Below are 22,386 nucleotides of genomic sequence, written 5' to 3'. Positions count from 1 at the left end.
GTACATGGTCGACAGGGGTGCTCGTGACACCCGTCAACCGCTCAGCCGGGGTCTCACGGCTCGACGACGTGCGCCTCAGCAAGCGCCTTGGCCGTCGCGCTGTCCGGACCCGGCTGGGGCACGAATACCGCCTCCCGGTAGTACCGCAGCTCCGCGATCGACTCCTTGATGTCGGCCAGCGCGCGGTGCCCGCCGGCCTTCTTCGGGGCGTTGAAGTACACCCGCGGGTACCACCGGCGGGACAGTTCCTTGATCGACGACACGTCGATGATCCGATAGTGCAGGTGCGCCTCGAGATCGGGCATGTCGCGGGCGAGAAAGCCCCGGTCCGTCGCGACGCTGTTGCCACCCAGCGGCGCCTTGCGCGGCTCGGGGACGAACTGCCGGACATAGTCGAGCACCAGCGACTGGGCCTCTTCCAGACTGACGCCTCCGTCCAGCTCGTCAAGGAGCCCAGAGGTGGTGTGCATGTCACGGACGAACTCGTCCATCTGCGCGATGGCCTCGGCCGGGGGTTTGATGACGACGTCGATTCCGTCGCCGAGCACCGTGAGCTCGAAGTCGGTGACGAGCGCCGCAACCTCGACAAGGGCATCGGTCCGAAGCGAGAGGCCGGTCATCTCACAGTCGATCCAGATGATCCGGTCGGAGAGTGCGCGCTGGTTCGCCGCGTCGTTCGTCGTCGTCACCGCACCACCATAGAGGCGCAGGGCCATCGCTCCTGCACTAGCCTTCCGTCATGACTTCAGGGGATCCGTCCCGAGAGCTTGACCGGCTGGAGACCGAGGAGTGGAGCCGCAAGCCGAACCCCACGTGGCGGCCCATGCTCCGCCGCATCCTCACCTTCGGAGTCGCCGCCGTCCTGCTCCTTGTCGCCCTGCTCATCCTGCTCGGCATCATCGGGAACCAGCTCGACGCGCAGGTCGCGATCCTTTCCGCGCTCATGGCGCTCATCCCGCTGCTCATCATCGTGCCGACCTATCTCTGGCTCGACCGCTACGAGGCTGAACCGGTCCGCTACCTCGTGGCCGCATTCCTGTGGGGTGCCCTCATCGCCGTCGTCGGCGCCTTCTTCCTCAACTCGCTCGGCATGGCGCTGCTCGTCGAGTCCCACTGGAGCGATCCGTTCGAGACCGGGGCTGTGTACCTCGCGCCGGTCACGGAGGAGACGCTCAAGGGCCTCGGCATCTTCCTCATCTACCTGTTACGCCGGCACGAGTTCGACGGGATCATCGACGGGATCGTCTATGCGGGGCTGATCGGGGCCGGCTTCGCATTCAGCGAGAACATCCTCTACCTCGGCCAGGCCTACACCGAGATGGGCAACGAGGGCCTCACCGCGACCTTCATCGTCCGTGGCCTCATGGGGCCGTTCGGCCACTCGCTCTTCACGTCGCTCATCGGCATCGGCATCGGCATCGCGGTGTCGACGCGGAATCGTGGCATCAAGGTGGTCGCCATCCTCGGTGGCTGGGTCTGCGCGGTCCTGCTGCACGGCGCGTGGAACCTCGCGGCCATCGCCGGGATCGAGGGCTTCCTCAGCGCCTACATCACCTTCCAGGTGCCGCTCTTCCTCGCCTTCGTCGGCTTCCTCCTCTGGCTGCGCCGACGCGAGGGCCGGCTCATCGGGCAGTACCTGTCTGCGTATGCGGATGCGGGATGGCTGACCCACGCCGAGGTCAGCATGCTCTCGCACCTGAGCGCCCGGAGGTCTGCCCGGGCCTGGGCCAAGGAACGTGGCGGCGTGCCGGCGCAACGGTCCATGGATGCCTTCCAGGACAGCGCGAGCGACCTTGCGCTGCTTCGCTCCCGGATCGTTCACGGCACCGCCGAGCAGGGTGCGGCACAGCGCGAGCAGGTGCTGCTCGAGGCAATCACCGAGCATCGCAGGGACTTCATCGGCACGCCCGTGAGCTGAGCTAGCGGTGGCGTCAACCACGACGCCGTATGCCGCTGAGCTCCCTTCCGCGTCAAGGGTCGAGACGGGGTGGCTGAGTCAACGGAAACGGGGCCTGGAGTGCACGGGCCCAAAAGCGGCTGTGAGCAGGGGAATTCGGCGTGTCGACAATGGCGCCCCCGGCAGGACTCGAACCTGCGACCAAGAGATTAGAAGGCTCTTGCTCTATCCACTGAGCTACAGGGGCTCGCCCGCGTCCGGGCGCTCTTATGATAGGCGGGAGCGCGTCTCCCTTCTCCGCCACCCACTCCCTCAGGCGGTCGAGCGGAGCGAGCTCAGCGGCATACGACCGCGTGTCCCTCCACGACGGCGCTGACGACAGTTTTGATTGGTCCGAGGGGACACGAAAGGATGACACGCGTGTCTGGTTCAGGGGATGGCAACGCCCGGCTGCTCAGGGCGGTGAAGGGCCTTCGCGACGCAGTCGACGCGTCCTCGCTACCCATTGACCTTCCCCAGGTGGACGAAGTCCGCATTGCACGCTCGCGACTGCTCGACCAGCTCGACGACTACGTCATCCCGCGACTTGAGTCCCTCGACGCACCCTTGCTGGCCGTGGTCGGCGGCTCGACCGGTGCCGGGAAGTCGACGCTCGTCAACTCGGTCGTGGGACGTGAGGTCTCCCTGCCGGGAGTGCTGCGCCCCACGACCCGGTCGCCCGTCCTCGTCCACCATCCCGACGACGCAAGGTGGTTCGCGGACCAGCGCATCCTCCCCGGTCTGGCTCGCATCACCGGCAAGCACTCCGCATCGGACGGACCCGGGGCGGTCCGCCTCGTGTCGACCGACGCCATCCAGCCGGGGCTGGCACTACTCGACGCGCCCGACATCGACAGCGTCGTCTCGGCGAACCGCGACCTGGCCGCACAGCTGCTCGCGGCCGCCGATCTCTGGGTCTTCGTGACGACTGCGGCGCGCTACGCCGATGCCGTGCCGTGGGACCTGCTGCGACAGGCATCGGAGCGGGGCACCTCGGTGGCCGTCGTGCTCGACCGGGTCCCGGCTGCCAGCCTCGACGAGATCAGGGTGCACTTGGCCGCGATGCTGCGTGAGCAGCGGCTGGAGCAGGCCCCCATCTTCACGGTCCTGGAGTCGGACCTCGAGGGCGGACTGCTCCCCGCCCCACAGACCCAGCGGCTGCGTGGCTGGCTGGATGCTCTCGCGGGAGACGCCCAGGCCCGGGCCGAGGTCGTCCGGCATACCCTCACGGGGGCCTTGGCATCCCTCGACGCACGGGCGACCGCGCTCTCCGCCGCCTCGGCTGCCCAGGTCAAGGCGGCCGAGGAACTGGTCGACGCCGCTCGAATGGCTTACGAGGACGCGGTGGCCCACGTCAAGGAGGGGATGTACGACGGGACCCTGCTCCGGGGCGAGGTCCTCGCGCGGTGGCAGGAGTTCGTCGGGACGGGCGAGTTCTTCCGCCAGGTCGAGTCGACCGTGTCGCGCGTCCGCGATCGAGTGACGGCGTTCATCAAGGGCGAGCCGGCCAAGGCCGAGCACCTCGGCGAGGCTCTCCAGACGGGGGTGGAGGCGCTCATCTCCAACCGGGCCGAGCTTGCCGCGACGGCGACCGCTCGGGCCTGGCGGACCCTGCCCGGCGGTGAGCCCCTCCTGACCGGCGCGGCGGGTCTGCTGCGCTCGAGTGGCGACCTCGACACCCGGATCCAGCGACTCGTGCGGGACTGGCAGGGCGACATCCTCGAGATGGTGCGCAGCGAGGGGCGCGATCGACGGACGAGCGCGCGAATCATGGCTTACGGGGTCAACGGCCTCGGTGTCGTCCTCATGCTCGTCACCTTTGCCTCGACCGCGGGGATCACCGGAGCCGAGGTCGGAATCGCCGGTGGCACAGCGGTCGTGGGGCAGAAGCTGTTGGAGGCGGTGTTCGGGGACCAGGCCGTGCGCGAGCTGGCCAGGCAGGCTCGCGTGAAGCTGCTCGACCGCGTGGAGGAGCTGTACGCCGCGGAACGGGCCCGCTACGAGGCCGCGGTCGAGACTCTGGAGGTGCGGACCGGTCAGGCGAAAGACGTGAAGAAGGCTGCTGCACAAGTGAGGTCGGCTCGGTGAGCCCCATCAGGATGGGCAGGGCCATGGTCAAGGGCGCCAGCGCCGCCGAGCTGGGGGACCGCACCACGGCCCTTTCCCTCGCGCTCTTCTCGGCTGCCGGGGAGCTGGACGGCGCTGCGGTCGAGCAGGCCCGGCGTGTGCTCGACCGGGCCCAGGAGCGCTCCGCGATCGCGGGCGACCACACCGTCGTCGCCCTGGCGGGCGCGACGGGCAGCGGCAAGTCCTCCCTGTTCAACGCCCTCGTGGGCGAGCAGGTCGCGGAGATCGGCGCGCGCCGGCCGACGACCGCCAAGCCGACCGCCGCCGTCTGGGGAGAGTCCGACGCGTCTGAGCTGCTCGACTGGCTTCGCGTCGATGCCAGGCACCTCGTCGGTCCCGCCGGAGAGGGCGGGCCGGAGGCAGCCGACAAGCCCAACGACAAGCTCACTGACAAGCTAACTGACAAGCTCAACGGCCTCGTCCTGCTCGATCTGCCCGACTTCGACTCGCGTGAGCTGTCCCACCGGCGCGAGGCCGAGCGGATCCTCGAGCTCGTCGACATGTTCGTCTGGGTGACGGACCCGCAGAAGTATGCCGATGCGCGGCTCCACGACGAGTTCGTCGCGCTCATGGCCCACCACGATGCCGTGACCCTGGCAGTGCTCAACCAGACGGACCGGCTCGACGTCAATGCGGTCCAGGTCCTCAAGAAGGACTTCGGCAAGCTGCTCGGCGCGGACGGCATACACGGTGCGTCGGTCCTCGCCACCTCGGCCGTGACCGGGACCGGCGTGCCTGAGCTGCTCCAGCGACTTGCCAATGCGGTTGCGGGACAGGCGGCGTCGCGGCAGCGTCTCAATGCCGATGTCGTTGCGGCAGCACGGCGGCTGCGACACGGGGTGGCCGACCAAGAGGTCGCTGTCGCGCGGCTCGACCGAGATGCACTGGATGCATCGCTCGCCCGAGCGGCCGGTGTGCCGATCGTCCTCGATGCCGTCGGCCGGGACTACCGACGAGAGGCCTTCGCCCACACGGGCTTCCTCTTCGCGAGGTGGACGCGTGGCTTCGCGGCTGATCCCCTCCGGCGCCTGCGGCTCGACCGCACGGGGGGTCGTCCGCCGATCGCCGTCGAGATTGATGGCTCGGATGTGCGTGCCGTCCTTGGCCGGTCGTCCATCCCTGCCCCGAGCGCCTCGGCCGTGTCGGCGGTTGACCTTGCCACTCGCAGCTTCGTTCGCCAGGCGTCCGATGGCCTGCCCGTGAAGTGGGCCCAGGCCGTCGAGGACGCGGTCGACCAGGGGGAGGGAGCATTGGGTGACGCCTTGGACCAGGCGATCGTGGGCACGTCGCTCCGCGCTCGCCGACCGATCTGGTGGCTCCTCGTCAACGTGATCCAATGGATCCTGGGTGTCACGGCGGTTCTGGGGCTGCTCTGGCTCGCGGCACTGTGGGTCGTGGGGTTCGCCCAGATCCCGACACCCGAAACGCCCACCGTGGGCTTCCTGCCCGTCCCTCTCATCATGCTCGTCGGCGGCGTGCTCCTCGGTTTGCTCCTCGGCGTGCTCTCCAGGTGGTGGGCGCGGGTCGGAGCGAGGCGGCGAACGGCCGTCATCGGGAAACGGCTCACCGAAGCGGTCGCCAAGGTTGCTGACGAGCGCATCGTCGTCCCGGTCGACGCGGTGCTGGACCGTCACCGCCAGACGCGCGAGCAGCTGGACCGGGCGGCGGCCTGACTGCGCGTTGCGCGCTGTCCCCATCCCCTCCTGTTCGGCGCCGTCGTCCACAGCGGCCATGGTGCCGCTGGTTGCGGCCCGGTGAAGCGACGACCGTGGTGGAGGAGCGGCACCCACACCGCACCCGCACCCGCCGACACCAGTCGGCGCCGACAGGAGGTTGCACCATGAACGAGACCCGCATCACGGTCCACGGCAACGTCACGGCCGCGCCCGTCGAGCGCACGTCGCGCAATGGCAACGTCTTCACGACGTTCCGGGTCGCGAGCACGCCCCGCCGACGCACTGCCGACGGCACCTACGTCGATCTCGACACCAACTTCTTCAGCGTCATCAGCTGGAATGCACTCGCCGCCAACACCGCGGCGGCCCTGCAGAAGGGGCAGCCGGTCATCGTCGAGGGCAACCTGACGATCAAGACCTACCTCACGAGCGACGGGCAGCCTCGTACCGATGCCGAGATCGAGGCGCAGCACGTCGGGCACGACCTCGTCTTTGGCCGCGCCTCGTTCGAACGGCTGAGCCGGGCGGCCGCCCTCGGGATCGACCGCAACGCCGACCCTGCCGTTCGGCACGCGATGGCCGAGACCAACGGCGTCTCCGTCCCGGTCGACCCCCACCGGCCGGCGAACGTCGACGTCAACGGGGAGGCCTTCGACGGACCCGTGGAGGGCGGGGGTTCCGGTCCCGTGCAGCCGTTCGGCGACCCGGACACGGACGACTACCACGTCGAGGAGACGCCTGCCGCGTGACCGGAGGCGCCAGGGCGCGTGCCCGAGGCCGCCGGCGGGTGTCCCACCAGCCGGCGGATTCGGTGCCCCGGCTGATCGCGGATAGCCTTCTGCGCATGGCCGAGTACATCTACACCATGACCCGGGCGCGCAAGGCGCACAACGAGAAGGTCATCCTCGACGACGTCTCGATGTCGTTCTACCCGGGCGCGAAGATCGGCATGGTCGGCCCGAACGGTGCCGGCAAGTCGACGATCCTGAAGATCATGGCGGGACTCGACCAGCCCTCCAACGGCGAGGCCCGTCTCGCCCCGGGCGCGACGGTCGGCATCCTCCTCCAGGAACCCCCGCTCAACGAGGACAAGACGGTCCTCGGCAACGTCGAGGAGGGTGCGGGCGAGATCAAGGCGAAGCTTGACCGGTACAACGAGATCAGTGCCGAGATGGCCAACCCGGACGCCGACTACGACTCGCTCCTCGAGGAGATGGGCAAGCTCCAGGAGCAGATCGACCACGCTGATGCCTGGGATCTCGACAACCAGCTCGAGCAGGCGATGGACGCGCTGCGCTGTCCGCCGCCGGACCTGCCGGTCACCAACCTGTCCGGTGGGGAACGACGCCGGGTGGCCCTGTGCAAGCTCCTCCTCCAGAAGCCCGATCTGCTCCTGCTCGACGAGCCGACCAACCACCTCGATGCCGAGTCGGTCCAGTGGCTCGAGCAGCACCTCGAGAACTACCCCGGCGCCGTCATCGCGGTCACCCACGACCGGTACTTCCTCGACAACGTTGCCCAGTGGATCGCCGAGGTCGACCGAGGTCGGCTCTACCCCTACGAGGGCAACTACTCCACCTACCTGGAGAAGAAGTCGGAGCGCCTCCAGATCCAGGGCAAGAAGGACGCCAAGCTCGCCAAGCGCCTCAAGAGCGAGCTCGAGTGGGTGCGCTCCAACGCCAAGGGACGCCAGGCCAAGTCGAAGGCCCGTCTGGCGCGTTACGAGGAGATGGCGGCCGAGGCCGAGCGGACGAGGAAGCTCGACTTCGAAGAGATTCAGATCCCGCCGGGCCCCCGCCTCGGCTCGGTCGTCATCGAGGTCAAGAACCTGCGCAAGGGTTTCGGCGACCGCCTGCTCATCGACGACCTCTCCTTCACCCTGCCGCGCAACGGCATCGTCGGCGTCATCGGCCCGAACGGTGTCGGCAAGACGACCCTCTTCAAGACCATCGTCGGCCTCGAGCACCCCGACGCCGGTGAGGTGAAGATCGGCGACACCGTCAAGATCGCGTACGTCGACCAGGCGCGGGCGGGCATCGACCCGAACAAGACGCTGTGGGAGGTCGTCTCCGACGGGCTCGACCACATCAAGGTCGGCAACGTGGAGATCCCCTCGCGCGCGTACGTGTCGCAGTTCGGGTTCAAGGGTCCCGACCAGCAGAAGCCCGCAGGCGTGCTCTCGGGAGGCGAGCGCAACCGCCTCAACCTGGCCCTCACGCTCAAGCAGGGCGGCAACCTGCTCCTGCTCGACGAGCCGACCAACGACCTGGACGTCGAGACCCTCGGCTCGCTGGAGAACGCGCTGCTCGAGTTCCCCGGCTGCGCCGTCGTCATCTCGCACGACAGGTGGTTCCTCGACCGGGTGGCCACCCACATCCTCGCCTACGAAGGCGATGAGGAGAACCCGGCCAAGTGGTACTGGTTCGAGGGCAACTACGCGTCCTATGAGGAGAACAAGGTCGAGCGTCTCGGCCCTGAGGCAGCGCGCCCCCACCGGGTCACCTACCGCAAGCTGACCCGCGACTGACCGAGCGGTCGAGCGGCGCGACATCGTGCGACCCGACGAGCTTCGCGACCTCTACCGAGGCGGTCGCCCCAACGACCGGGCCAAGGCAATCCAGGCGCGCTTCATGCGGATCGCGCGACTCGGGATCGTGCCCATCGCCGGGGTCCTCGAGGTCGTCGGCCGTCGGACCGGCACCGTGTCGCGACTGCCGCTCGCGGTGGCGTGGTATGGCGGACACCGGTACCTCGTCGCGATGCTCGGCCCCTCGACGAACTGGGTCCGCAACGTCGAGGCGTCGGGCGGTCGCGCCGTCTGGGAGCAGGGCACCCGGCGGCACGTGACCCTCGTCCCGGTCCCGGTCGAACAGCGCGCGCCGATCCTGCGCCGCTACCTGCTGACGGCGTGGTCTGCGCGGCCACACCTGGCGGTCCGCTGGAACGCGCCCCTGGCCGACTTCGAGGCTGTTGCGGACCAGTATCCCGTCTACCGAATCAGCCGGGCAGCCACCGGCGGGCAGGCGCTGCCGTGACCACGCCGAAGATCCCGTGGCCCCGACGGGCCGGTCGCCTGACCCTGCGACCGCCGACCCGAGCTGATCTCGACCAGGTCCTCACCTGGCGGAACCGGCCCGAGGTCGCTCGGTGGCTGCTGCGCACGGAGATCGAGCCGGACACCTTCCGTGCGATCTGGCTCGCCGCCGTCGAGGACCCCAGCGACCACTCCGTGGTGGCCGTCCTGGCCGACCCGTCCGGAGACCTCGTCGTCGGAACGGGCTCGCTCAGGGTCCTCGATGCGATGACCCAGTCCCACCTCGCCGACGGCCCGTGGCGCTCGGCCCAGGGTGACCTCGGCTACATGGTCAACCCGGCCCACGCCGGCCGGGGCTACGCCACCGACATCGCTACCGCCCTGCTCGACCTCGCCTTCCACGAGCTGCGGTTGCACCGCGTCACGGCGGGGTGCTTCGCCGACAACGTGGCTTCGTGGAAGGTCATGGAGAAGCTCGGGATGCGACGGGAGGAGCACAGCGTCAAGGACGCGTGGCACGGCGAGCTGGGCTGGGTGGACGGCTACACCTACGCCATCCTCTCGGACGAGTGGCGCTCAGGGACCGGCATCTGACCCGTCCCACCCACGGTCTCAGCAACCTGTCCGTATGCCGCTGGGCCGACTCCTCGTCGAGTGTGCAGTCCGCGCCGGGCTGGGCCCTCGTCGAGTGTGCAGTCCGCGCCGGGCTGGGTCCTCGTCGAGTGTGCAGTTCGCGCCCGGCGTGTTCTGCACACTCGATCAGGAGGGTTGGGCGGGCCGGCTATCCCGAGTGTGCAGTCCGCGCGCGGCGTGTTCTGCACACTCGATCAGAAGGGTCGGGCGGGCTGGGTCCTCGTCGAGTGTGCAGTCCGCGTTCGCGCATTTCCTGTCCACTCGATCAGGGGGTGTGGGCCGCGTCGTCGGCGTGGAGCCACTTCACCAGGGAGGCGACGGCGGCCCGTCCGGCTCGGTTCGCGCCGATCGTCGAGGAAGAGGGGCCGTAGCCGATGAGGTGCACTCGGGGCTCGGCGGCGACCTGGGTGCCGTCCATGACGATGCCACCGCCGCGGGCGCGCAGCTTGAGTGGCGCGAGGTGGTCCAAGGCGGCTCGGAAGCCGGTGGCCCAGAGTATGACGTCGGCTCGCACCAACCTGCCGTCGGCCTGGCGCACCCCATCGGGCTCGATGGCGACGAACATCTGCTGTCGCTCGAGGACCCCCCGCTCGGCGGCCGCGCGCAGCGCGGGAGTCCAGATGAGGCCGGTGACCGAGACGACGCTCTGCGGTGGCAGGCCCCGTCGCACCCGCTCCTCGACGAGCGCGACCGCGTCGTGGCCAGCCTGTGGCGTGAACTCGTCCTCGCGCCAGACCGGTTCGCGGCGCGTGAACCACGACGTGGTCGTCACCTGGGAGATCTCGTCGAGCAGCTGCACCGCAGAGATCCCTCCGCCGACGACGATGACATGCATGCCCCCGAACTCCTCAGCCGACACGTAGTCGGCGACGTGCAGCTGTCGCCCCCGGAAGCTGGCCTGCCCCGGGTAGATCGGCCAGAACGGCTTGGTCCACGTGCCGGTTGCGTTGACCAGCCCGCGGGCGGACCAGACGCCCCGGCTCGACTCGACGAGGAGTCGCCCGTGCGGGTCGTCGTCCTCCCGACGGACTGCCGAGACCCGGACGGGCCGCAGGACGTGCAGGCCGAGCTCCCGTTCGTAGTCGCCGAAGTAGCGCGTCAGGAACTCGGAGCTCGGCTCGCAGGGGTCGACGTCCGGCTGCGGGACGCCAGGCAGGTCGCTGATGTCGTTCACGGTCGCCATCCGCAGAGACTGCCACCGATGCCGCCACGCCCCTCCGGGGCCAACCTCGTCGTCGAGGACGACGTACTGCTCCCGGTCCCGGGTGCCGCTCGGTGCGAAGCCGCGCCGGCGGAGGTGGTAGGCGGCGGAGAGCCCGGCCTGGCCCGCTCCGATGACGAGCACGTCGACGGCCGCCGGGGTGGACACGAGCTCAGTGTGTCAGGTCGAGGCGCATGACCGGCCGGGTCGCGCCGGTGCTGCCGACAACCTCGAAACCGGCGGCTGCAAAGGTCGAGGCCGCTCCGTGGTAGAGCTCGCTCCCACCCACCCGCGTCGACCTGGCCGCGACGTCGACGGGGTGGCCCACGACGGCGGATGCTCCTGACTCGCGGGCCAGCTCGACCGCAGCGCCGAGCAGGCCAGCGGCGATCCCGCGGCGGCGCCATCCGACCTTCACGACGAAACACGTCACCGCCCAGACCGACTCATCACCGAGGTCATCGTTCTGCGCCTCGGCCACGGCGCGCAGTGCGCGATTCCCGGTGACCCGGACGAACGAAGGTCGGGGTCCGACACGGACCCAGCCAACAGGGGTCGTGGACCCAGCCCCGCTGGGACCAGCGGGTCGTCCGGAACCCGGCTCAGCGGCATACGCGATCAGTCCGACGGGACGCGTTGCCGACTGCACCTGGTCGCGGAGGCGGCGTTTGTTGTGCGTCGCCGACCGCTCATACGAGCTGCCCGACGTGACGAAGTACTGGCACCAACACCACGACGGGTCCCCGCGGGTGCCGAAGAGCTCGACCACGTCCTCGAAGCGCTCAGGAGTCACCGGGAGGATCGACATGAGGCTCATGGCCCCAGTCTGCCGAGCCACGCGGAGTCAGCGCGAGAGGGCGAGGAGGACGTGCGCCTCGACGGGTTCGTCCTTGCCCTTGAGCTCGAGCGGACCGAGGGGCTCGGTGACCGCGTCGGGCAGCAATGCCAAGGTGTCTGCCGTGACGGCCACCCCGCCGACGGGTGCCTGGCCCTCGATGCGGGACGCGACGTTGACGGCGTCGCCGATGACGGTGTGGGTCCGGCCGCCCTCGCCGCCGAGCACGCTGACGAGCACCTCGCCGGTGTTGATGCCGACGCGGAACCGGGGCCATCCAGGGTGCTGGGCCGCGATCCGCCCGGTCTCCGCCTGGAGCTCCAGACCGGCGAGGGCCGCCCGCCGCGCGTGGTCGTCCTGGTCGCCGATCCGGTTGAAGGTGACCATCAGGGCGTCACCGATGATCCGGTCGACCTGACCGCCGTGCCTCTTGGCCACGGCCGGGATCGCCACGTTGAAGTACTCGTTGAGCATCTGGGTCACCTCGGCAGGAGTGTGGCTCTCCGAATAGCTGGTGAAGCCCTTGAGGTCGGCAAACAGGATGCTCATCACGCGACGACCTGCGACGGTTGCCTCCTCGTACAGCCCGGCGAAGCGCTCCTCGTGCCAGGACTGCTGCGCGCCCCACGCAACCAGGACGAAGGCCGCGAGCAGGAGCAGGTGCCACTCCCACCAGCTGAGGAACCAGTTCGGCGCCACCGTGACCGCGACCAGTGCCTCGGCGAGGAGGACGAGGGCGGCGGTCATGGCGGCGGGAAGCAGGCCACCGCGCCGGCTCCACAGCCGGAAGTAGAACACGGCTGCGCCGAGGTAGAGCCCGGTGCCCACGATCGCGGCAACGAGCAAGGCACCGCTGGCCCGCTCGGGACCGATGCCCTCGTCGAAGGGTGGCAGCCGCCACAGTGAGAGTGCGGCCCAGACCACCATGAGCAGGAGGAGGCCGAGCCGCAGGATGCGGGCGGTGCGCAGCGCTTGGGCGTTCCGCTCCGGCGGCACCTCGACGACCGAGGCGACCGCGAAGGCCGAGCCGATGATGATCCCGACCGGTGTCGAGATGTTGAAGCCGGCGCTGGCGGCGGGCAGCAGCACGTGTGGAGTTGCCAAGGCGTGCAGGGCGAGAAAGCCGGAGGCCGACAGGAAGGTGAGGGACAGGTACATGACCCGGACGTCACCGCGGCGTGCTGCTGCCGACCCGGTGCCATAGGCGGTGATGGCGCTGAGCACGGCCGCGGCGAGGACGATCCAGAAATGGGCCGGGTCGTGCTCGATCTTGGAGTCCAGCGCCGGTCGGCTGCGCAGCAGGATGAGGCCCGCGAGCGGGATCGCCAGCAGCAGCACGCCGACGAAGCGCCCGGTCCGTGCGCGTGGAGCAGCCGGGCCTGCAGTCCGGATCGTCTCGGCCAACCTCACCTCCCGGCCGGCGCAGGGGAGAGGGCGAGGTAGCGGTGCACCTCCGACACGACGACAGAACCCTCACCCACGGCTGAGGCAACCCGCTTCACGGAGTCGCTCCGGACGTCGCCGACGGCGAACAGGCCCGGCACGCTGGACTCGTGTGGCAGCGGCGGCCGGGGCAGGGTCCAACCGGCGTCGTCGACACCGGCGCCGGTGACGACGAAACCCCACTTGTCACGGAGGACCGCCTCGGGTAGCCAGTCCGTGTGTGGTGCGGCGCCGATCATGACGAAGAGCCCGTCCGCGGGGAGATCGCGCTGCTCACCGGAGGTACGGTCGGACACCACCACGTGACTGAGCCAGCCCTCGCCGCCGCCGCCCACGACTTCGGCGTTGGGGACCACGGTGATGTCAGGACTCGCCTCGATCTCGTCGATGAGGTACTGCGACATGCTCGCGGAGAGGTCCGGCGTCCGCACGACGATGGTGACGTCCGCTGCGTATCGGTGCAGGTGCAGCGCAGCCTGACCCGCGGAGTTCCCACCACCGACAATGACGGCGTGAGCGCCGGTCAACCCGTGCGCCTCGGACACGTTGGCGCCGTAGTACACGCCTGAGCCCGTCAGGGCCTCGAGCGAGGGCACGCCCAGCCGGCGGTAGGCAACGCCGCTCGCGAGGATGACCGACTTGGCCTGCACGCTGCCGGCATCCCCGATGTCCACCCGGAAACCACTGCCCACTGGGTCGTTCGCGACGAGGCCGGTCACCCGTCGGGTGAGCACGAACCTGGCCCCGAAGACCCAGGCCTGCTGGAACCCCCGCTGTGCGAGCTCGGCGCCGCTGAGGCCCCTGGAGAAGCCGAGGTAGTTGCGGATGAGCGAGCTCGTTCCGGCCTGTCCGCCAAGGGAGTGCTCCTCGAGGCAGAGCACCTTCAGTCCCTCGGAGGAGCCGTACACCGCCGCCGCCAGACCCGCGGGCCCGGCGCCGACGACGACGACGTCGACATCGCGGTCCTCGGGCTCGAGGTCGGTCCGGATGCCCCACGCGGTCAGGATCTCCTGGTCGGTCGGGTCGACAAGCACCTTGCCGCCCAACGAGGCGAACCACACGACCAGGGGCCCGGAGGACTCGTCGGGGTCCGGAGCGGTGATGGTGTCGAGGACCTGTCTGGCCTCGGGTGTCCCGCGGTCGAGGTAGGCGTGCGGGATCCCGTTGCGGCTCAGCAGGCTGCGCACCTCATGTCCCCGGCTGCTTCGGGCAGCTCCGACCACGACGACCTCGCGTCTGCCGTCGACGACAGTGCGTGACCAGCCCTGGACGAACTCCGCCACCGTCCGGTGGAACAGCTCGTCGGGGGAGGTCCACGGCTTGAGGACGTAGTAGTTGATCTCGCCGTGCGCCATGGCCTTGAGGATCGCATCGGCGGTGCGACGGTCCGCCCAGGCGCCCCAGGGCACGAGCAGGGCGCGGCCCGCGTCGGGGTGCAGCGAGCGGACCCTCCCGAGCAGCTCCGTGCCCGGCACGTCCTCCAGCCACGGGTCGGCGAGCACGAGAGCAACGGGATCGCCCCGCTCGGCGGCCTTCTCGAGGGTCGCCAGGGCCGCATGGCCGTCCGACTCACCGCGGACGCGGAAGTCGATCCCGAACCGCCGAGACAGCTCGTGCTCGATCCGTGACAGGCTCTCGGGATCCGGATCGACGGCGAGGAGGAGGGGTCGGGTCATGTCGACTCCTGTCGGTGCGGGGCGCGTAGGAGGCGCTGGAGGTGGTGTGGCGTCACCACCCCTCAGTGACGACGGTACGCTCGCACGCCGGTCCGAGCCCGCGGTTTCGGGGAGTTCGGCGGTCAGGCGATGAGGGGGGTGCTCGGCACCTGAGACGACCGGCTGTCGAGCGCTCGTCTCCACGCCACGGCGAGGCGTCGGGCCACTTCGTCGGTCTCGTCGGCGGGCACGCTGAACGGAATCCGCACGAATCGGTCCATCCCGCCGTCCGTGCCGAACTGGGTGCCCCGCGCCAGCCGGACGCCCGCCGACTCCGCAACGTGCGACAGCGCCTCGCCGCGGTCGACCGGCAGCTCGCACCACAGGTTGAGCCCGCCGGGCGGCACGGTGAAGCGCCAGTCCGGAACGTGCTTGCGGAGGGACGCAACCATCGCGTCGCGCCGCCTGCGCGCCTCGGCCCGCCGTTCGTCGAGAAGGGGCTCGCCGGCCTCCAGCAGCTCGACGAGCACGAGCTGCTCGAGCACTGCCGTTCCGAGGTCGAGGCTGTGTCGGGCCTCGAGGATCGGCGAGGCGAGCGCGTGGGGCGCGCGGACCCACCCGACTCGGAGCCCGCCCCACCAGGCCTTCCCGGAACTGCCGAGGGTGAGTGCTCCGCGGGAGCTCGCGGCGAAGGGCGCCGGTGGTCGGGCGTCCAGGCCGAGCTCGACGAAGGTCTCGTCGATGACGGGGACGGTCCTGGTCCGACGCAGGACCTCGGCGACGGTGGCCCGCTCGTCGGCGGTCATGAGTCGTCCGGTCGGGTTCTGGAAGTCGGGCACGAGGTAGGCCACGCGGGCGCCTGCCTGCCTCAGGGTGAGCTCGAGGTGCTCCGGGTCCCAGCCCAGCGGGTCGATGGGCAAGGCCACCGGCCGCAGTCCCGAGCGCCGCACCCCCACGATGGCGTTGGGGTAGGTCGGAGTCTCGAGCAGCACCCTGTCACCCGGATCGAGGGCCGCCCTGAGCACCGCCGACAGCGCCGCGTGGGCACCGGACGTGACGATGACGTCACCCGGGTCGGTCGGCAGGCCACGAGCGTCGTACCAGGCCGCCAGGGCCCGGCGCAGCTCCGGCAGGCCTCGAGGGTGGTAGCCCGGCGTGGCGAGATGCCGGGGCAGGTGCTCGAGAGCGCGCTCGTACGCGCCGGTGAGGCCAGGAGCCGCGGGCAGCACCGCGTAGGTGAGGTCGATGACGTCGTCGGGAAGGTCGCTGGGCACGAGACCGGCCCCCGACAGGGCGAGCCCGGACCGGTCCTCGGGGATCGCGGTCACGCTGCCGGACCCCCGCCGCGTCACGACGAAGCCGTCCTCGCGGAGCAGGTCGAGGGCGGCCCCGACCGTCGTCCGGCTGAGCCCGAGCTCTGACATCAGCGCCCGCTCGCTGGGCAGCCGCGTGTCGACGAGGATCCGCCCGTCGGAGACCAGTCTCCGGATCCCCGTGGCCAGGCTGCGATAGGCAGGTCGCGCCAGGGGCGCCGGCCCGAGCAGCTGCCCGACATTGCGGGCGGAGATGGTGCGCACCGGTCCAGTATCCCAGAACTGGCCATGGAAAAGCGGTCCACTTGCCGAGCAGGATGGGCACATGCGCCGCTCTGTCCCCCTGCTCAACCTCTCGCCCCGTGACCAGTTGCGTGCCGGCAAGCTGCCGCGTCGCCTCGTCCAGCTGCTCGTGGGCCTCATCCTCTATGGCGTCTCCATGGCGATGATGCTGCGCGCCACCCTGGGCCTGAACCCCTGGGACGTCTTCCACGCCGGCCTGACGGGTCGCGTCCCGATCACCTTCGGCCAGGTGACCATCATCGTCGGCTCGCTCGTCCTCCTGCTCTGGATCCCGCTCCGACAGTGGCCGGGGCTCGGCACCATCGCCAACGTCGTCGTCATCGGCCTCGCCGTGGACGCCGCGCTGGCCGTGATGGACTCGCCGTCGGGGCTCCCGGCACAGCTGGCGCTGTTGGTCGCCGGTCTCGTGCTCAACGGCCTCGCCGGCGGGCTCTACATCGGCAGCCAGCTCGGACCGGGCCCACGGGACGGGCTCATGACCGGGCTCGCCCTTCGAACCGGGCTCAGCATCCGCCTCGTCCGCACCGGACTGGAGCTGACGGTCCTCGCGGTCGGCTGGCTGCTCGGCGGCCCGGTCGGCCTCGGCACGGTGCTCTACGCGATGACGATCGGCCCTCTCGTCCAGTTCTTCCTGCCCCGCGTGACCGTGTCCCTCGAGGCCCCGGCGCAACGCCGGGCGCCTTCTCGTGCCGTCAACCCTGTATGAGACGACGACCGAGTCCTAGGCTTGACCAATGCGCCTCGGACTGCAGGTCTCGCACTTCAGCTGGCCGGGAAGCCCGGCCTCCCTCGGGCCGACGTTCGGGCGGATCGCCCGCGACGCGGAGGAAGCGGGGATGGTGTCGCTGTGGGTCATGGACCACTTCTTCCAGATCCGCGTGATCGGACCGCCGGAGCTCGAGATGCTCGAGGGCTATACGGCGCTCGCCTTCGCGGCCGGGCAGACCTCGAGGATCGAGCTCGGCACGCTGGTGACCGGAGTGACCTACCGCCATCCCGGCATCCTTGCCAAGACGGTGACGACCCTCGACGTCCTGTCGGGCGGTCGCGCCTGGCTCGGGATCGGCGCGGCCTGGAACGAGCAGGAGCACCGAGGGCTGGGGGTGCCGTTCCCGCCTGTGCGCGAGCGCTTCGAGCGGCTCGAAGAGACCCTCCAGATCATGCTCCAGATGTGGTCGGAGGACGAGGGCCCGTACCAGGGCGCGCACTACTCGCTCGAGCGGACGCTCAACAGCCCCCAAGCCATCCGTCGCCCGCATCCGCCGATCCTCATCGGAGGAATGGGGGAGAAGAAGACGCTGCGGCTGGTCGCGAAATACGCCGATGCCTCCAACTTCTTCGACGTCGGGGCGAGCCAGCTCAAGTCCACGTGCGAGGTCCTTCGCGGCCACTGCGCCGACGTGGGCCGCGACTACGACGACATCACCAAGACGGTCCTGACGCGCCTGAGCCTGTCCGAGTCGGGCGCGCCGGCCCCGTCGGGAGAGCCGACCGTGTCCGTCGCGGCAGCCGTCGACAAGCTCGGGGCGCTTGCCGACGCCGGCATCGACGACGCGATCCTCGGCATGGGCAACACGACGGATCCGGACGCCTACCCGCTCGTTGCCGAGGTCGTCCGTCAGGTCTCCGGGATCACGGCCGCCGGACGCTGAGGCCCGGCGAGCGGCCACGAGTCGAGGACCCGGCACGCGCGGTTGCCCCACCAGGCAAGGTCGAGCCGCTCCGCCCTGCACTGGGCCGGCACGAGCGACCCGAGCAGGCGCCGGGTCGACTCGACGGTCACGCCGTCCGAGCCGGCAGTGCGCGCGTCCAGGGTCAGGTGCGGCCGGACGTCCGGAAACGCCCCGCCATAGGGTGGACATGACGGGAACTCCGTGAACAGCTCGGCGGTCAGCGAGCGAAAGGGCTCGACGGGGTCCGGGACCAGGTGGATGACACCGTTTGGGAAGACGTCGACCTGCTCGAGCCGATAGCCGAACCCGCCCATGCCGCGAGCGATCTCGTCGATGGTCGACACGACTCGGTCATCGATGTCCGCCGGTGGGAGGAAGGGCCCGAGCACGGTGATGTGCGCGTGGACGAACGCGGGGTCCGCCGAGACGAAGTCCGGGTCGTAGTGCTCGTGCCGCTGTCGTACGAACGGCTCGAGCTCGGGGACGGGGATCTGCAGAACGGTGTGGCCACCGGTCACGAGCGCGACCCGACGAGTCGCAGGGCCAGGGCTGCGTTGGTCGCGCCGATCTGGGCTGGCGTGCGCTTGATGGCTGGTGAGTACCACCGGGCCACGTCGACCGCCATCGACGACAGCGCGAGGGCGGTGTCACCGATGTCCGCGACCTCGAAGACACCATCGGCGACGCCGCACTCGAGGACCTGCTGGAGCACGGCGTCGATGTCCTTGCGCAGCGCCAGCACCACGGCCCGGTGCTCCGGCGTGAGGTGCTGGTGCTCGTACTGGACGACCTTGGCGAGCTGGTACTGCTCGGCGTGCCAGGCGGAGAACCGGTTCATCGCGACCGCCAGCCGCTCGGCAGGATGCTCGATCCCTTCCAGCGCGGCGCGCAGCAGTCCCAGGGCCGACTCGTGCCCGCTCCGGCTGAGGTTGAAGAGCAGCTCCTCCTTGGACCCGAAGTGGACGTAGACGCCCGCCGGGGACAGTCCGGCGCCGGAGGCGATGTCGCGGGTCGTCGTCGCATGGAAGCCCTTCTCGGCGAAGGCTTGCGCTGCCGCACGCATGAGCCGATCGACCGTGGAGGTGTCGCTCGCCTGGCTGGCTGCGAGGCTGGGCGGCGGGGGCCCCTTGCTGGTGTGCGGCACGTTGACAGCATGCCCGAGAGACGCGAGACTAAGCAAGCGCTTAGTTACCCATGAGTCACAGCCGGAGGCCAGCATGCCGCGCAACATCTACGACGAGGACCACGAGGCGCTGCGAGCCTCGGCCCGCGAGTTCATCGACCGCGTCATGCGACCTCGCGCCGAGGAGATGATCGAGCTCAAGTCGATCCCGCGCGACATCTGGCAGGAGGCCGGCAAGCAGGGCTTCTTCGGCTTCGACATCCCGGAGGCCTACGGTGGCGCCGGCGTCGACGACTACCGCTTCAACGCCGTCGTCGCCGAGGAGTGGGCCCGGTTCAACATGGCGACGAGCTCGTGCTTCGGGATCCATGCCGACGTGTGCCCGCCCTACATCGTCGACCTCGGCACCGAGGAGCAGAAGCAACGCTGGCTCCCGGGGATCGCGAGCGGCGACCTCATCATCGGCATCGGCATGACCGAGCCCTCCGGCGGCTCGGACCTCGCTGCCCTCAAGACCACGGCCGTGCGTGATGGCGACGACTGGATCATCAACGGCTCCAAGACCTTCATCACCAACGGCTACCAGGCCGACCTCGTCATCGTCGCCGCCCGGACCGACGCGTCCAAGGGCGCCAAGGGGATCACGCTCTTCATGGTCGAGCGCGGCATGGAGGGCTTCGTCAACGGGCGCAAGCTCGACAAGGTCGGCATGGACGAGTCCGACACGGCCGAGCTGTTCTTCGACAACGTCCGGGTCCCCGACGAGAACCGGCTCGGCGACGAGGGCAGGGGCTTCATCGCGATGATGCAGCGGCTCCCGCAGGAGCGGGTCGGCTCGGGTATCGCCAATGTCGCCCACGCCAAGGCGATCCTCGAGGAGACCATCGAGTACGCCAAGGACCGCAAGGCCTTCGGCCAGTCGATCGGCGCGTTCCAGCACAACAAGTTCCTCCTCGCCGAGCTCGTGACGAAGATCGAGGTCACGGAGGCGTACGTCGACGACTGCGTCCTCGCCCACTCGAAGGGCGAGCTGACCGCCATCGACGCGGCCAAGGCCAAGTGGTGGAGCTCTCAGGTGCAGAACGAGGTCCTCGACGCGTGCGTCCAGCTCCACGGCGGCTACGGCTTCATGAACGAGTACCGTGTCGCGCGGGCCTGGCGTGATGCCCGGGTGACGAAGATCTGGGCGGGCTCCAACGAGATCATGAAGGAGCTCATCGGCCGGGACCTCGGCCTGTGACGGGCGTGCACCAGGGCGCCGTCGCCATCGTCACCGGGGCGAGCCGCGGTATCGGCCTCGGCATCGCCAGCCGGCTCGTGGCCGAGGGTGCCAAGGTGGTCATCACGGCCCGCAAACCGGAGGCGCTCGCCGAGGCGGTGGAGTCGCTCGGAGGGCCCGAGCATGCGCTCGGCATCGCCGGCAACGCCGCCGAGGAGTCCCACCAGGACGAGGTCATCGCGGCCGCCCGCGAGACGTTCGGGGGACTGCACTACCTCGTCAACAACACCGGGATCAACCCGGCCTACGGCCCGATGCTCGACAGCGACGTCACCATCGCCCGCAAGGTGCTCGACGTCAACGTCGTCGCGGCCTTCTCGTGGATCAAGAAGGCCGTCGCCGCCGGGCTGGGGGACGACGCCCACCCCGGCGCCGTCGTCAACCTCGCCTCGGTGGCCGGGCAGGGCGCTTCGGGCGTCATCGGCTGGTACGGCGTCTCCAAGGCGGCCCTGATCCACCTGACGACGGAGCTCGGCTACCAGCTCGGCCCCGACGTCCGGGTCAACGCGGTCGCGCCGGCCGTGGTCAAGACCAGGTTCGCCGAGGCTCTCTACGAGGGCCGCGAGGAGAAGGTGATCCGTGCGTACCCGATGAAGCGCCTCGGCACCCCTGACGACATCGCCGGGGCCGTGAGCTTCCTGCTCGGCACGGACGCCGCGTGGATCACCGGCCAGACGCTGACGATCGACGGAGGCGTCACGCTCGGCGGGGCCCTCTAGCAGAACAAGCGGTCGTATGCCGCTGGGCCGGGTCCGCGCGCATGCGCGGACCCGGCCCAGCGGGCTAGTTCAGACTCGGCTCTCCCGTGATCCACCCCCGTGGGGCGGGCCGGTTCGGCCCCACCCGACAAGGGCGAGGGGTTCAGTTGCCGAGGATGCTGGCGAACCGGCTCACCGGCGCGGGCCCCACGACGGACTCACCGCCGAAGACGAAGCCGGCTTCGATCGATGAGGGATCAGTGCGGTGAACCAGCGACGTCGTGACGTCCGAGGTGGCGACGGGCAGGGAGTCGGTCCGTGCGAGCAGGAGCGGGCCGAGGCCTGCCATGAAGGCGCCACCGGCGAGGGCATCGGGCCAGTTCAGGCCGGTGGAGAGTCCGATCGCCACCGGAGAGTTCCCGGTTTCGGCGCCCCAGAAGGCCTCGGCCAGGATGGCCGCGGTCTCGTAGCGATCACGGCCCGCGAACTCGCCGTCCCACCGGTAGGACGCCGCGGCGGTTGGACCGCCGACCGCAAGGAGCGGGACGCCGGCCTTCCGGCGCCAGTAGAGGTAGCTGGAGACGACCCCCGGCACCGTCGAGCCCTTCGTCAGCACGACCGTGGCCTGGAATCCTCCCGCTGTCGCGCCTGCGGCCAGTCCGTCCGGGAAGTCCTGCCCGGTTGTGACCATGACGAACTGCGGCTCGCCATCCGGGGGGATCGAGGCACTGACCTGCTCGGCGATCTTGACCGACGTCGCGTAACGGTCACTGCCGGCGACTCGTACGACCCGGTACCCGTCACGCTTCAACGTCGCCTCCGTGGCGGACGAGATCGCACCGATCCCGCCAAGCAGGTACACGTCGCCCTGACCGCCGAGCACCCGTCGGATCTCGGCGCGGACATCGGCATGGAGCGAGGTCGGCGGCGTCATGAGAAGCGGCCCCTGAGCCGCGCCGGCCAGCGCCGCGCCGCCGAGGGCGTCGGCGAACGCGTCGGACCGGGTCAGGACGACGGACATCGCGACGTTTCCACCTTCTGTCCCGGCGTCGTCCCAGGCGAAGGACGAGGCGTCGAGTGCCGTCTGGATCCGGTTTGGCCCGAAGAGGCGGACGACGGGGGCCGCGGCGGAGGAGCCGGCCCCGCTCGTCGCTGTGGAGCGCGGCAGCTGAGCCGTGGGGGTGCGTGTCGTCGTGCGCTTCGTGAAGGTCGGGCTGGGGTCGTCCGCGCGGGCTGGACCCGCCACGAACAGTCCGGCAGCGAGCATGGCCGTGGTCAACGGAATGACGCAGGCGCGTCGGAGTCTCGAGTTCATCGTGCTCTTTCACGTGGGGGTGCCTGCGGCACCGGGCGGGCCAAGGGTAGGACAGTCAAGAGCGACCCGCGCGACGGGGGTTGAGCAGGGGAGGACGGGCACCGAGCGAACGCTGGGCTGGGAGCGAGCCCAGCGGCATACG

The 22,386-nt window shown here is 70.0% G+C and carries 20 protein-coding genes and 1 tRNA gene; 11 read left to right on the top strand and 10 right to left on the bottom strand.

Features of this window, described 5'->3' with window-relative positions; translation table 11 throughout:
• Positions 1 to 53: 53 nt before the first annotated feature.
• Entirely contained in the window at positions 54 to 689 is a 636-nt protein-coding gene (gene orn / locus ABF401_RS18440) for an oligoribonuclease (protein WP_502908285.1), read from the bottom strand.
• Positions 690 to 739: 50 nt separating this feature from the next.
• Here orn and ABF401_RS18435 point away from each other — a divergent pair, with 50 nt between their 5' ends.
• Positions 740 to 1,918, top strand: coding sequence for a PrsW family intramembrane metalloprotease (locus tag ABF401_RS18435; protein ID WP_353511043.1), 1,179 nt, complete (start codon positions 740 to 742; stop codon positions 1,916 to 1,918).
• Between the two features lie 150 nt (positions 1,919 to 2,068).
• On the opposite strand, the gene ABF401_RS18430 is transcribed toward ABF401_RS18435, so the two are convergent.
• Positions 2,069 to 2,144 (bottom strand) — tRNA-Arg (locus tag ABF401_RS18430).
• 164 nt (positions 2,145 to 2,308) lie between these two features.
• Here ABF401_RS18430 and ABF401_RS18425 point away from each other — a divergent pair.
• The 6 genes from ABF401_RS18425 to ABF401_RS18400 all read left to right on the top strand — a co-directional run bounded on the left by ABF401_RS18425 (position 2,309) and on the right by ABF401_RS18400 (position 9,367).
• Complete coding sequence (locus ABF401_RS18425) at positions 2,309 to 4,024, top strand: dynamin family protein (RefSeq protein WP_353511042.1); 1,716 nt, start codon at positions 2,309 to 2,311, stop codon at positions 4,022 to 4,024.
• Complete coding sequence (locus ABF401_RS18420; protein ID WP_353511041.1) at positions 4,021 to 5,736, top strand: dynamin family protein; 1,716 nt, start codon at positions 4,021 to 4,023, stop codon at positions 5,734 to 5,736. The genes ABF401_RS18425 and ABF401_RS18420 overlap by 4 nt, the downstream gene beginning before the upstream one ends.
• Before the next feature lie 167 nt (positions 5,737 to 5,903).
• Positions 5,904 to 6,488 carry a single-stranded DNA-binding protein gene (locus ABF401_RS18415; protein WP_353511040.1) on the top strand — a complete coding sequence of 195 codons (585 nt, stop codon included), beginning with the start codon at positions 5,904 to 5,906 and terminating at the stop codon, positions 6,486 to 6,488.
• A 95-nt stretch (positions 6,489 to 6,583) separates the two neighbouring features.
• Complete coding sequence (gene ettA / locus ABF401_RS18410; protein WP_353511039.1) at positions 6,584 to 8,266, top strand: energy-dependent translational throttle protein EttA; 1,683 nt, start codon at positions 6,584 to 6,586, stop codon at positions 8,264 to 8,266.
• Between the two features lie 25 nt (positions 8,267 to 8,291).
• Positions 8,292 to 8,774, top strand: coding sequence for a nitroreductase/quinone reductase family protein (locus ABF401_RS18405; protein WP_353511038.1), 483 nt, complete (start codon positions 8,292 to 8,294; stop codon positions 8,772 to 8,774).
• The gene (locus tag ABF401_RS18400) at positions 8,771 to 9,367 is read left to right on the top strand and encodes a GNAT family N-acetyltransferase (RefSeq protein ID WP_353511037.1); all 597 of its coding nucleotides are present in this window, start codon (positions 8,771 to 8,773) and stop codon (positions 9,365 to 9,367) included. Before ABF401_RS18405 ends, ABF401_RS18400 begins: the two co-directional genes overlap by 4 nt.
• A gap of 304 nt (positions 9,368 to 9,671) precedes the next feature.
• Here ABF401_RS18400 and ABF401_RS18395 read toward each other — a convergent pair whose 3' ends face one another.
• The 5 genes from ABF401_RS18395 to yczR form a co-directional block, all read right to left on the bottom strand.
• Positions 9,672 to 10,775 carry an FAD-dependent oxidoreductase gene (locus ABF401_RS18395; protein WP_353511036.1) on the bottom strand — a complete coding sequence of 368 codons (1,104 nt, stop codon included), beginning with the start codon at positions 10,773 to 10,775 and terminating at the stop codon, positions 9,672 to 9,674.
• A 4-nt stretch (positions 10,776 to 10,779) separates the two neighbouring features.
• Positions 10,780 to 11,424, bottom strand: a complete 645-nt coding sequence (locus tag ABF401_RS18390) for a GNAT family N-acetyltransferase (protein WP_353511035.1) — start codon at positions 11,422 to 11,424, stop codon at positions 10,780 to 10,782.
• A 27-nt stretch (positions 11,425 to 11,451) separates the two neighbouring features.
• A complete protein-coding gene (locus ABF401_RS18385; RefSeq protein ID WP_353511034.1) occupies positions 11,452 to 12,846 on the bottom strand; it encodes an adenylate/guanylate cyclase domain-containing protein in 1,395 nt (464 codons plus the stop codon).
• A gap of 2 nt (positions 12,847 to 12,848) precedes the next feature.
• Complete coding sequence (locus ABF401_RS18380; RefSeq protein WP_353511033.1) at positions 12,849 to 14,561, bottom strand: NAD(P)/FAD-dependent oxidoreductase; 1,713 nt, start codon at positions 14,559 to 14,561, stop codon at positions 12,849 to 12,851.
• 122 nt (positions 14,562 to 14,683) lie between these two features.
• On the bottom strand, positions 14,684 to 16,117 hold the full coding sequence (gene yczR, locus ABF401_RS18375; protein ID WP_353511032.1) for a MocR-like transcription factor YczR: 1,434 nt from the start codon (positions 16,115 to 16,117) through the stop codon (positions 14,684 to 14,686).
• Positions 16,118 to 16,178: 61 nt separating this feature from the next.
• On the opposite strand from yczR, the gene yczE reads away from it, so the two are divergent.
• On the top strand, positions 16,179 to 16,862 hold the full coding sequence (gene yczE, locus ABF401_RS18370; protein ID WP_353511031.1) for a membrane protein YczE: 684 nt from the start codon (positions 16,179 to 16,181) through the stop codon (positions 16,860 to 16,862).
• A gap of 28 nt (positions 16,863 to 16,890) precedes the next feature.
• Positions 16,891 to 17,808, top strand: coding sequence for an LLM class F420-dependent oxidoreductase (locus ABF401_RS18365; RefSeq protein ID WP_353511030.1), 918 nt, complete (start codon positions 16,891 to 16,893; stop codon positions 17,806 to 17,808).
• On the opposite strand, the gene ABF401_RS18360 is transcribed toward ABF401_RS18365, so the two are convergent.
• Positions 17,775 to 18,347 carry a 2'-5' RNA ligase family protein gene (locus ABF401_RS18360; protein ID WP_353511029.1) on the bottom strand — a complete coding sequence of 191 codons (573 nt, stop codon included), beginning with the start codon at positions 18,345 to 18,347 and terminating at the stop codon, positions 17,775 to 17,777. The two genes, ABF401_RS18365 and ABF401_RS18360, sit on opposite strands and share 34 nt — an antisense overlap.
• Positions 18,344 to 18,973 (bottom strand): TetR/AcrR family transcriptional regulator, encoded by a 630-nt coding sequence (locus ABF401_RS18355; RefSeq protein ID WP_353511028.1) that lies wholly within the window; start codon positions 18,971 to 18,973, stop codon positions 18,344 to 18,346. Before ABF401_RS18355 ends, ABF401_RS18360 begins: the two co-directional genes overlap by 4 nt.
• Before the next feature lie 73 nt (positions 18,974 to 19,046).
• On the opposite strand from ABF401_RS18355, the gene ABF401_RS18350 reads away from it, so the two are divergent.
• Together ABF401_RS18350 and ABF401_RS18345 are read left to right on the top strand one after the other, a co-directional pair.
• Positions 19,047 to 20,192, top strand: a complete 1,146-nt coding sequence (locus ABF401_RS18350; protein WP_353511027.1) for an acyl-CoA dehydrogenase family protein — start codon at positions 19,047 to 19,049, stop codon at positions 20,190 to 20,192.
• Positions 20,189 to 20,950 (top strand): SDR family oxidoreductase, encoded by a 762-nt coding sequence (locus tag ABF401_RS18345; protein ID WP_353511026.1) that lies wholly within the window; start codon positions 20,189 to 20,191, stop codon positions 20,948 to 20,950. The genes ABF401_RS18350 and ABF401_RS18345 overlap by 4 nt, the downstream gene beginning before the upstream one ends.
• A gap of 142 nt (positions 20,951 to 21,092) precedes the next feature.
• Here the strand turns inward: ABF401_RS18345 and ABF401_RS18340 are convergent, their stop codons facing one another.
• Positions 21,093 to 22,244 carry a cell wall-binding repeat-containing protein gene (locus ABF401_RS18340; RefSeq protein ID WP_353511025.1) on the bottom strand — a complete coding sequence of 384 codons (1,152 nt, stop codon included), beginning with the start codon at positions 22,242 to 22,244 and terminating at the stop codon, positions 21,093 to 21,095.
• Positions 22,245 to 22,386: the final 142 nt, after the last annotated feature.

Origin of the sequence: Intrasporangium sp. (assembly GCF_040414665.1) — a bacterium.
In the GTDB taxonomy this organism is placed as follows: domain Bacteria; phylum Actinomycetota; class Actinomycetes; order Actinomycetales; family Dermatophilaceae; genus Intrasporangium.
The sequence above is the reverse complement of the archived record's forward strand: the minus strand, read 5'-3'. Positions and strand labels throughout refer to the sequence as shown.

Coding starts and splice junctions, on each gene's coding strand:
- ettA (WP_353511039.1), top strand. CDS start 6,584: ATGGCCGAGTACATCTACACCATGACCCGGGCGCGCAAGGCGCACAAC.
- yczE (WP_353511031.1), top strand. CDS start 16,179: ATGCGCCGCTCTGTCCCCCTGCTCAACCTCTCGCCCCGTGACCAGTTG.
- ABF401_RS18435 (WP_353511043.1), top strand. CDS start 740: ATGACTTCAGGGGATCCGTCCCGAGAGCTTGACCGGCTGGAGACCGAG.
- ABF401_RS18390 (WP_353511035.1), bottom strand. CDS start 11,424: ATGAGCCTCATGTCGATCCTCCCGGTGACTCCTGAGCGCTTCGAGGAC.
- ABF401_RS18350 (WP_353511027.1), top strand. CDS start 19,047: ATGCCGCGCAACATCTACGACGAGGACCACGAGGCGCTGCGAGCCTCG.
- ABF401_RS18340 (WP_353511025.1), bottom strand. CDS start 22,244: ATGAACTCGAGACTCCGACGCGCCTGCGTCATTCCGTTGACCACGGCC.
- ABF401_RS18425 (WP_353511042.1), top strand. CDS start 2,309: ATGACACGCGTGTCTGGTTCAGGGGATGGCAACGCCCGGCTGCTCAGG.
- ABF401_RS18380 (WP_353511033.1), bottom strand. CDS start 14,561: ATGACCCGACCCCTCCTCCTCGCCGTCGATCCGGATCCCGAGAGCCTG.
- ABF401_RS18415 (WP_353511040.1), top strand. CDS start 5,904: ATGAACGAGACCCGCATCACGGTCCACGGCAACGTCACGGCCGCGCCC.
- ABF401_RS18365 (WP_353511030.1), top strand. CDS start 16,891: ATGCGCCTCGGACTGCAGGTCTCGCACTTCAGCTGGCCGGGAAGCCCG.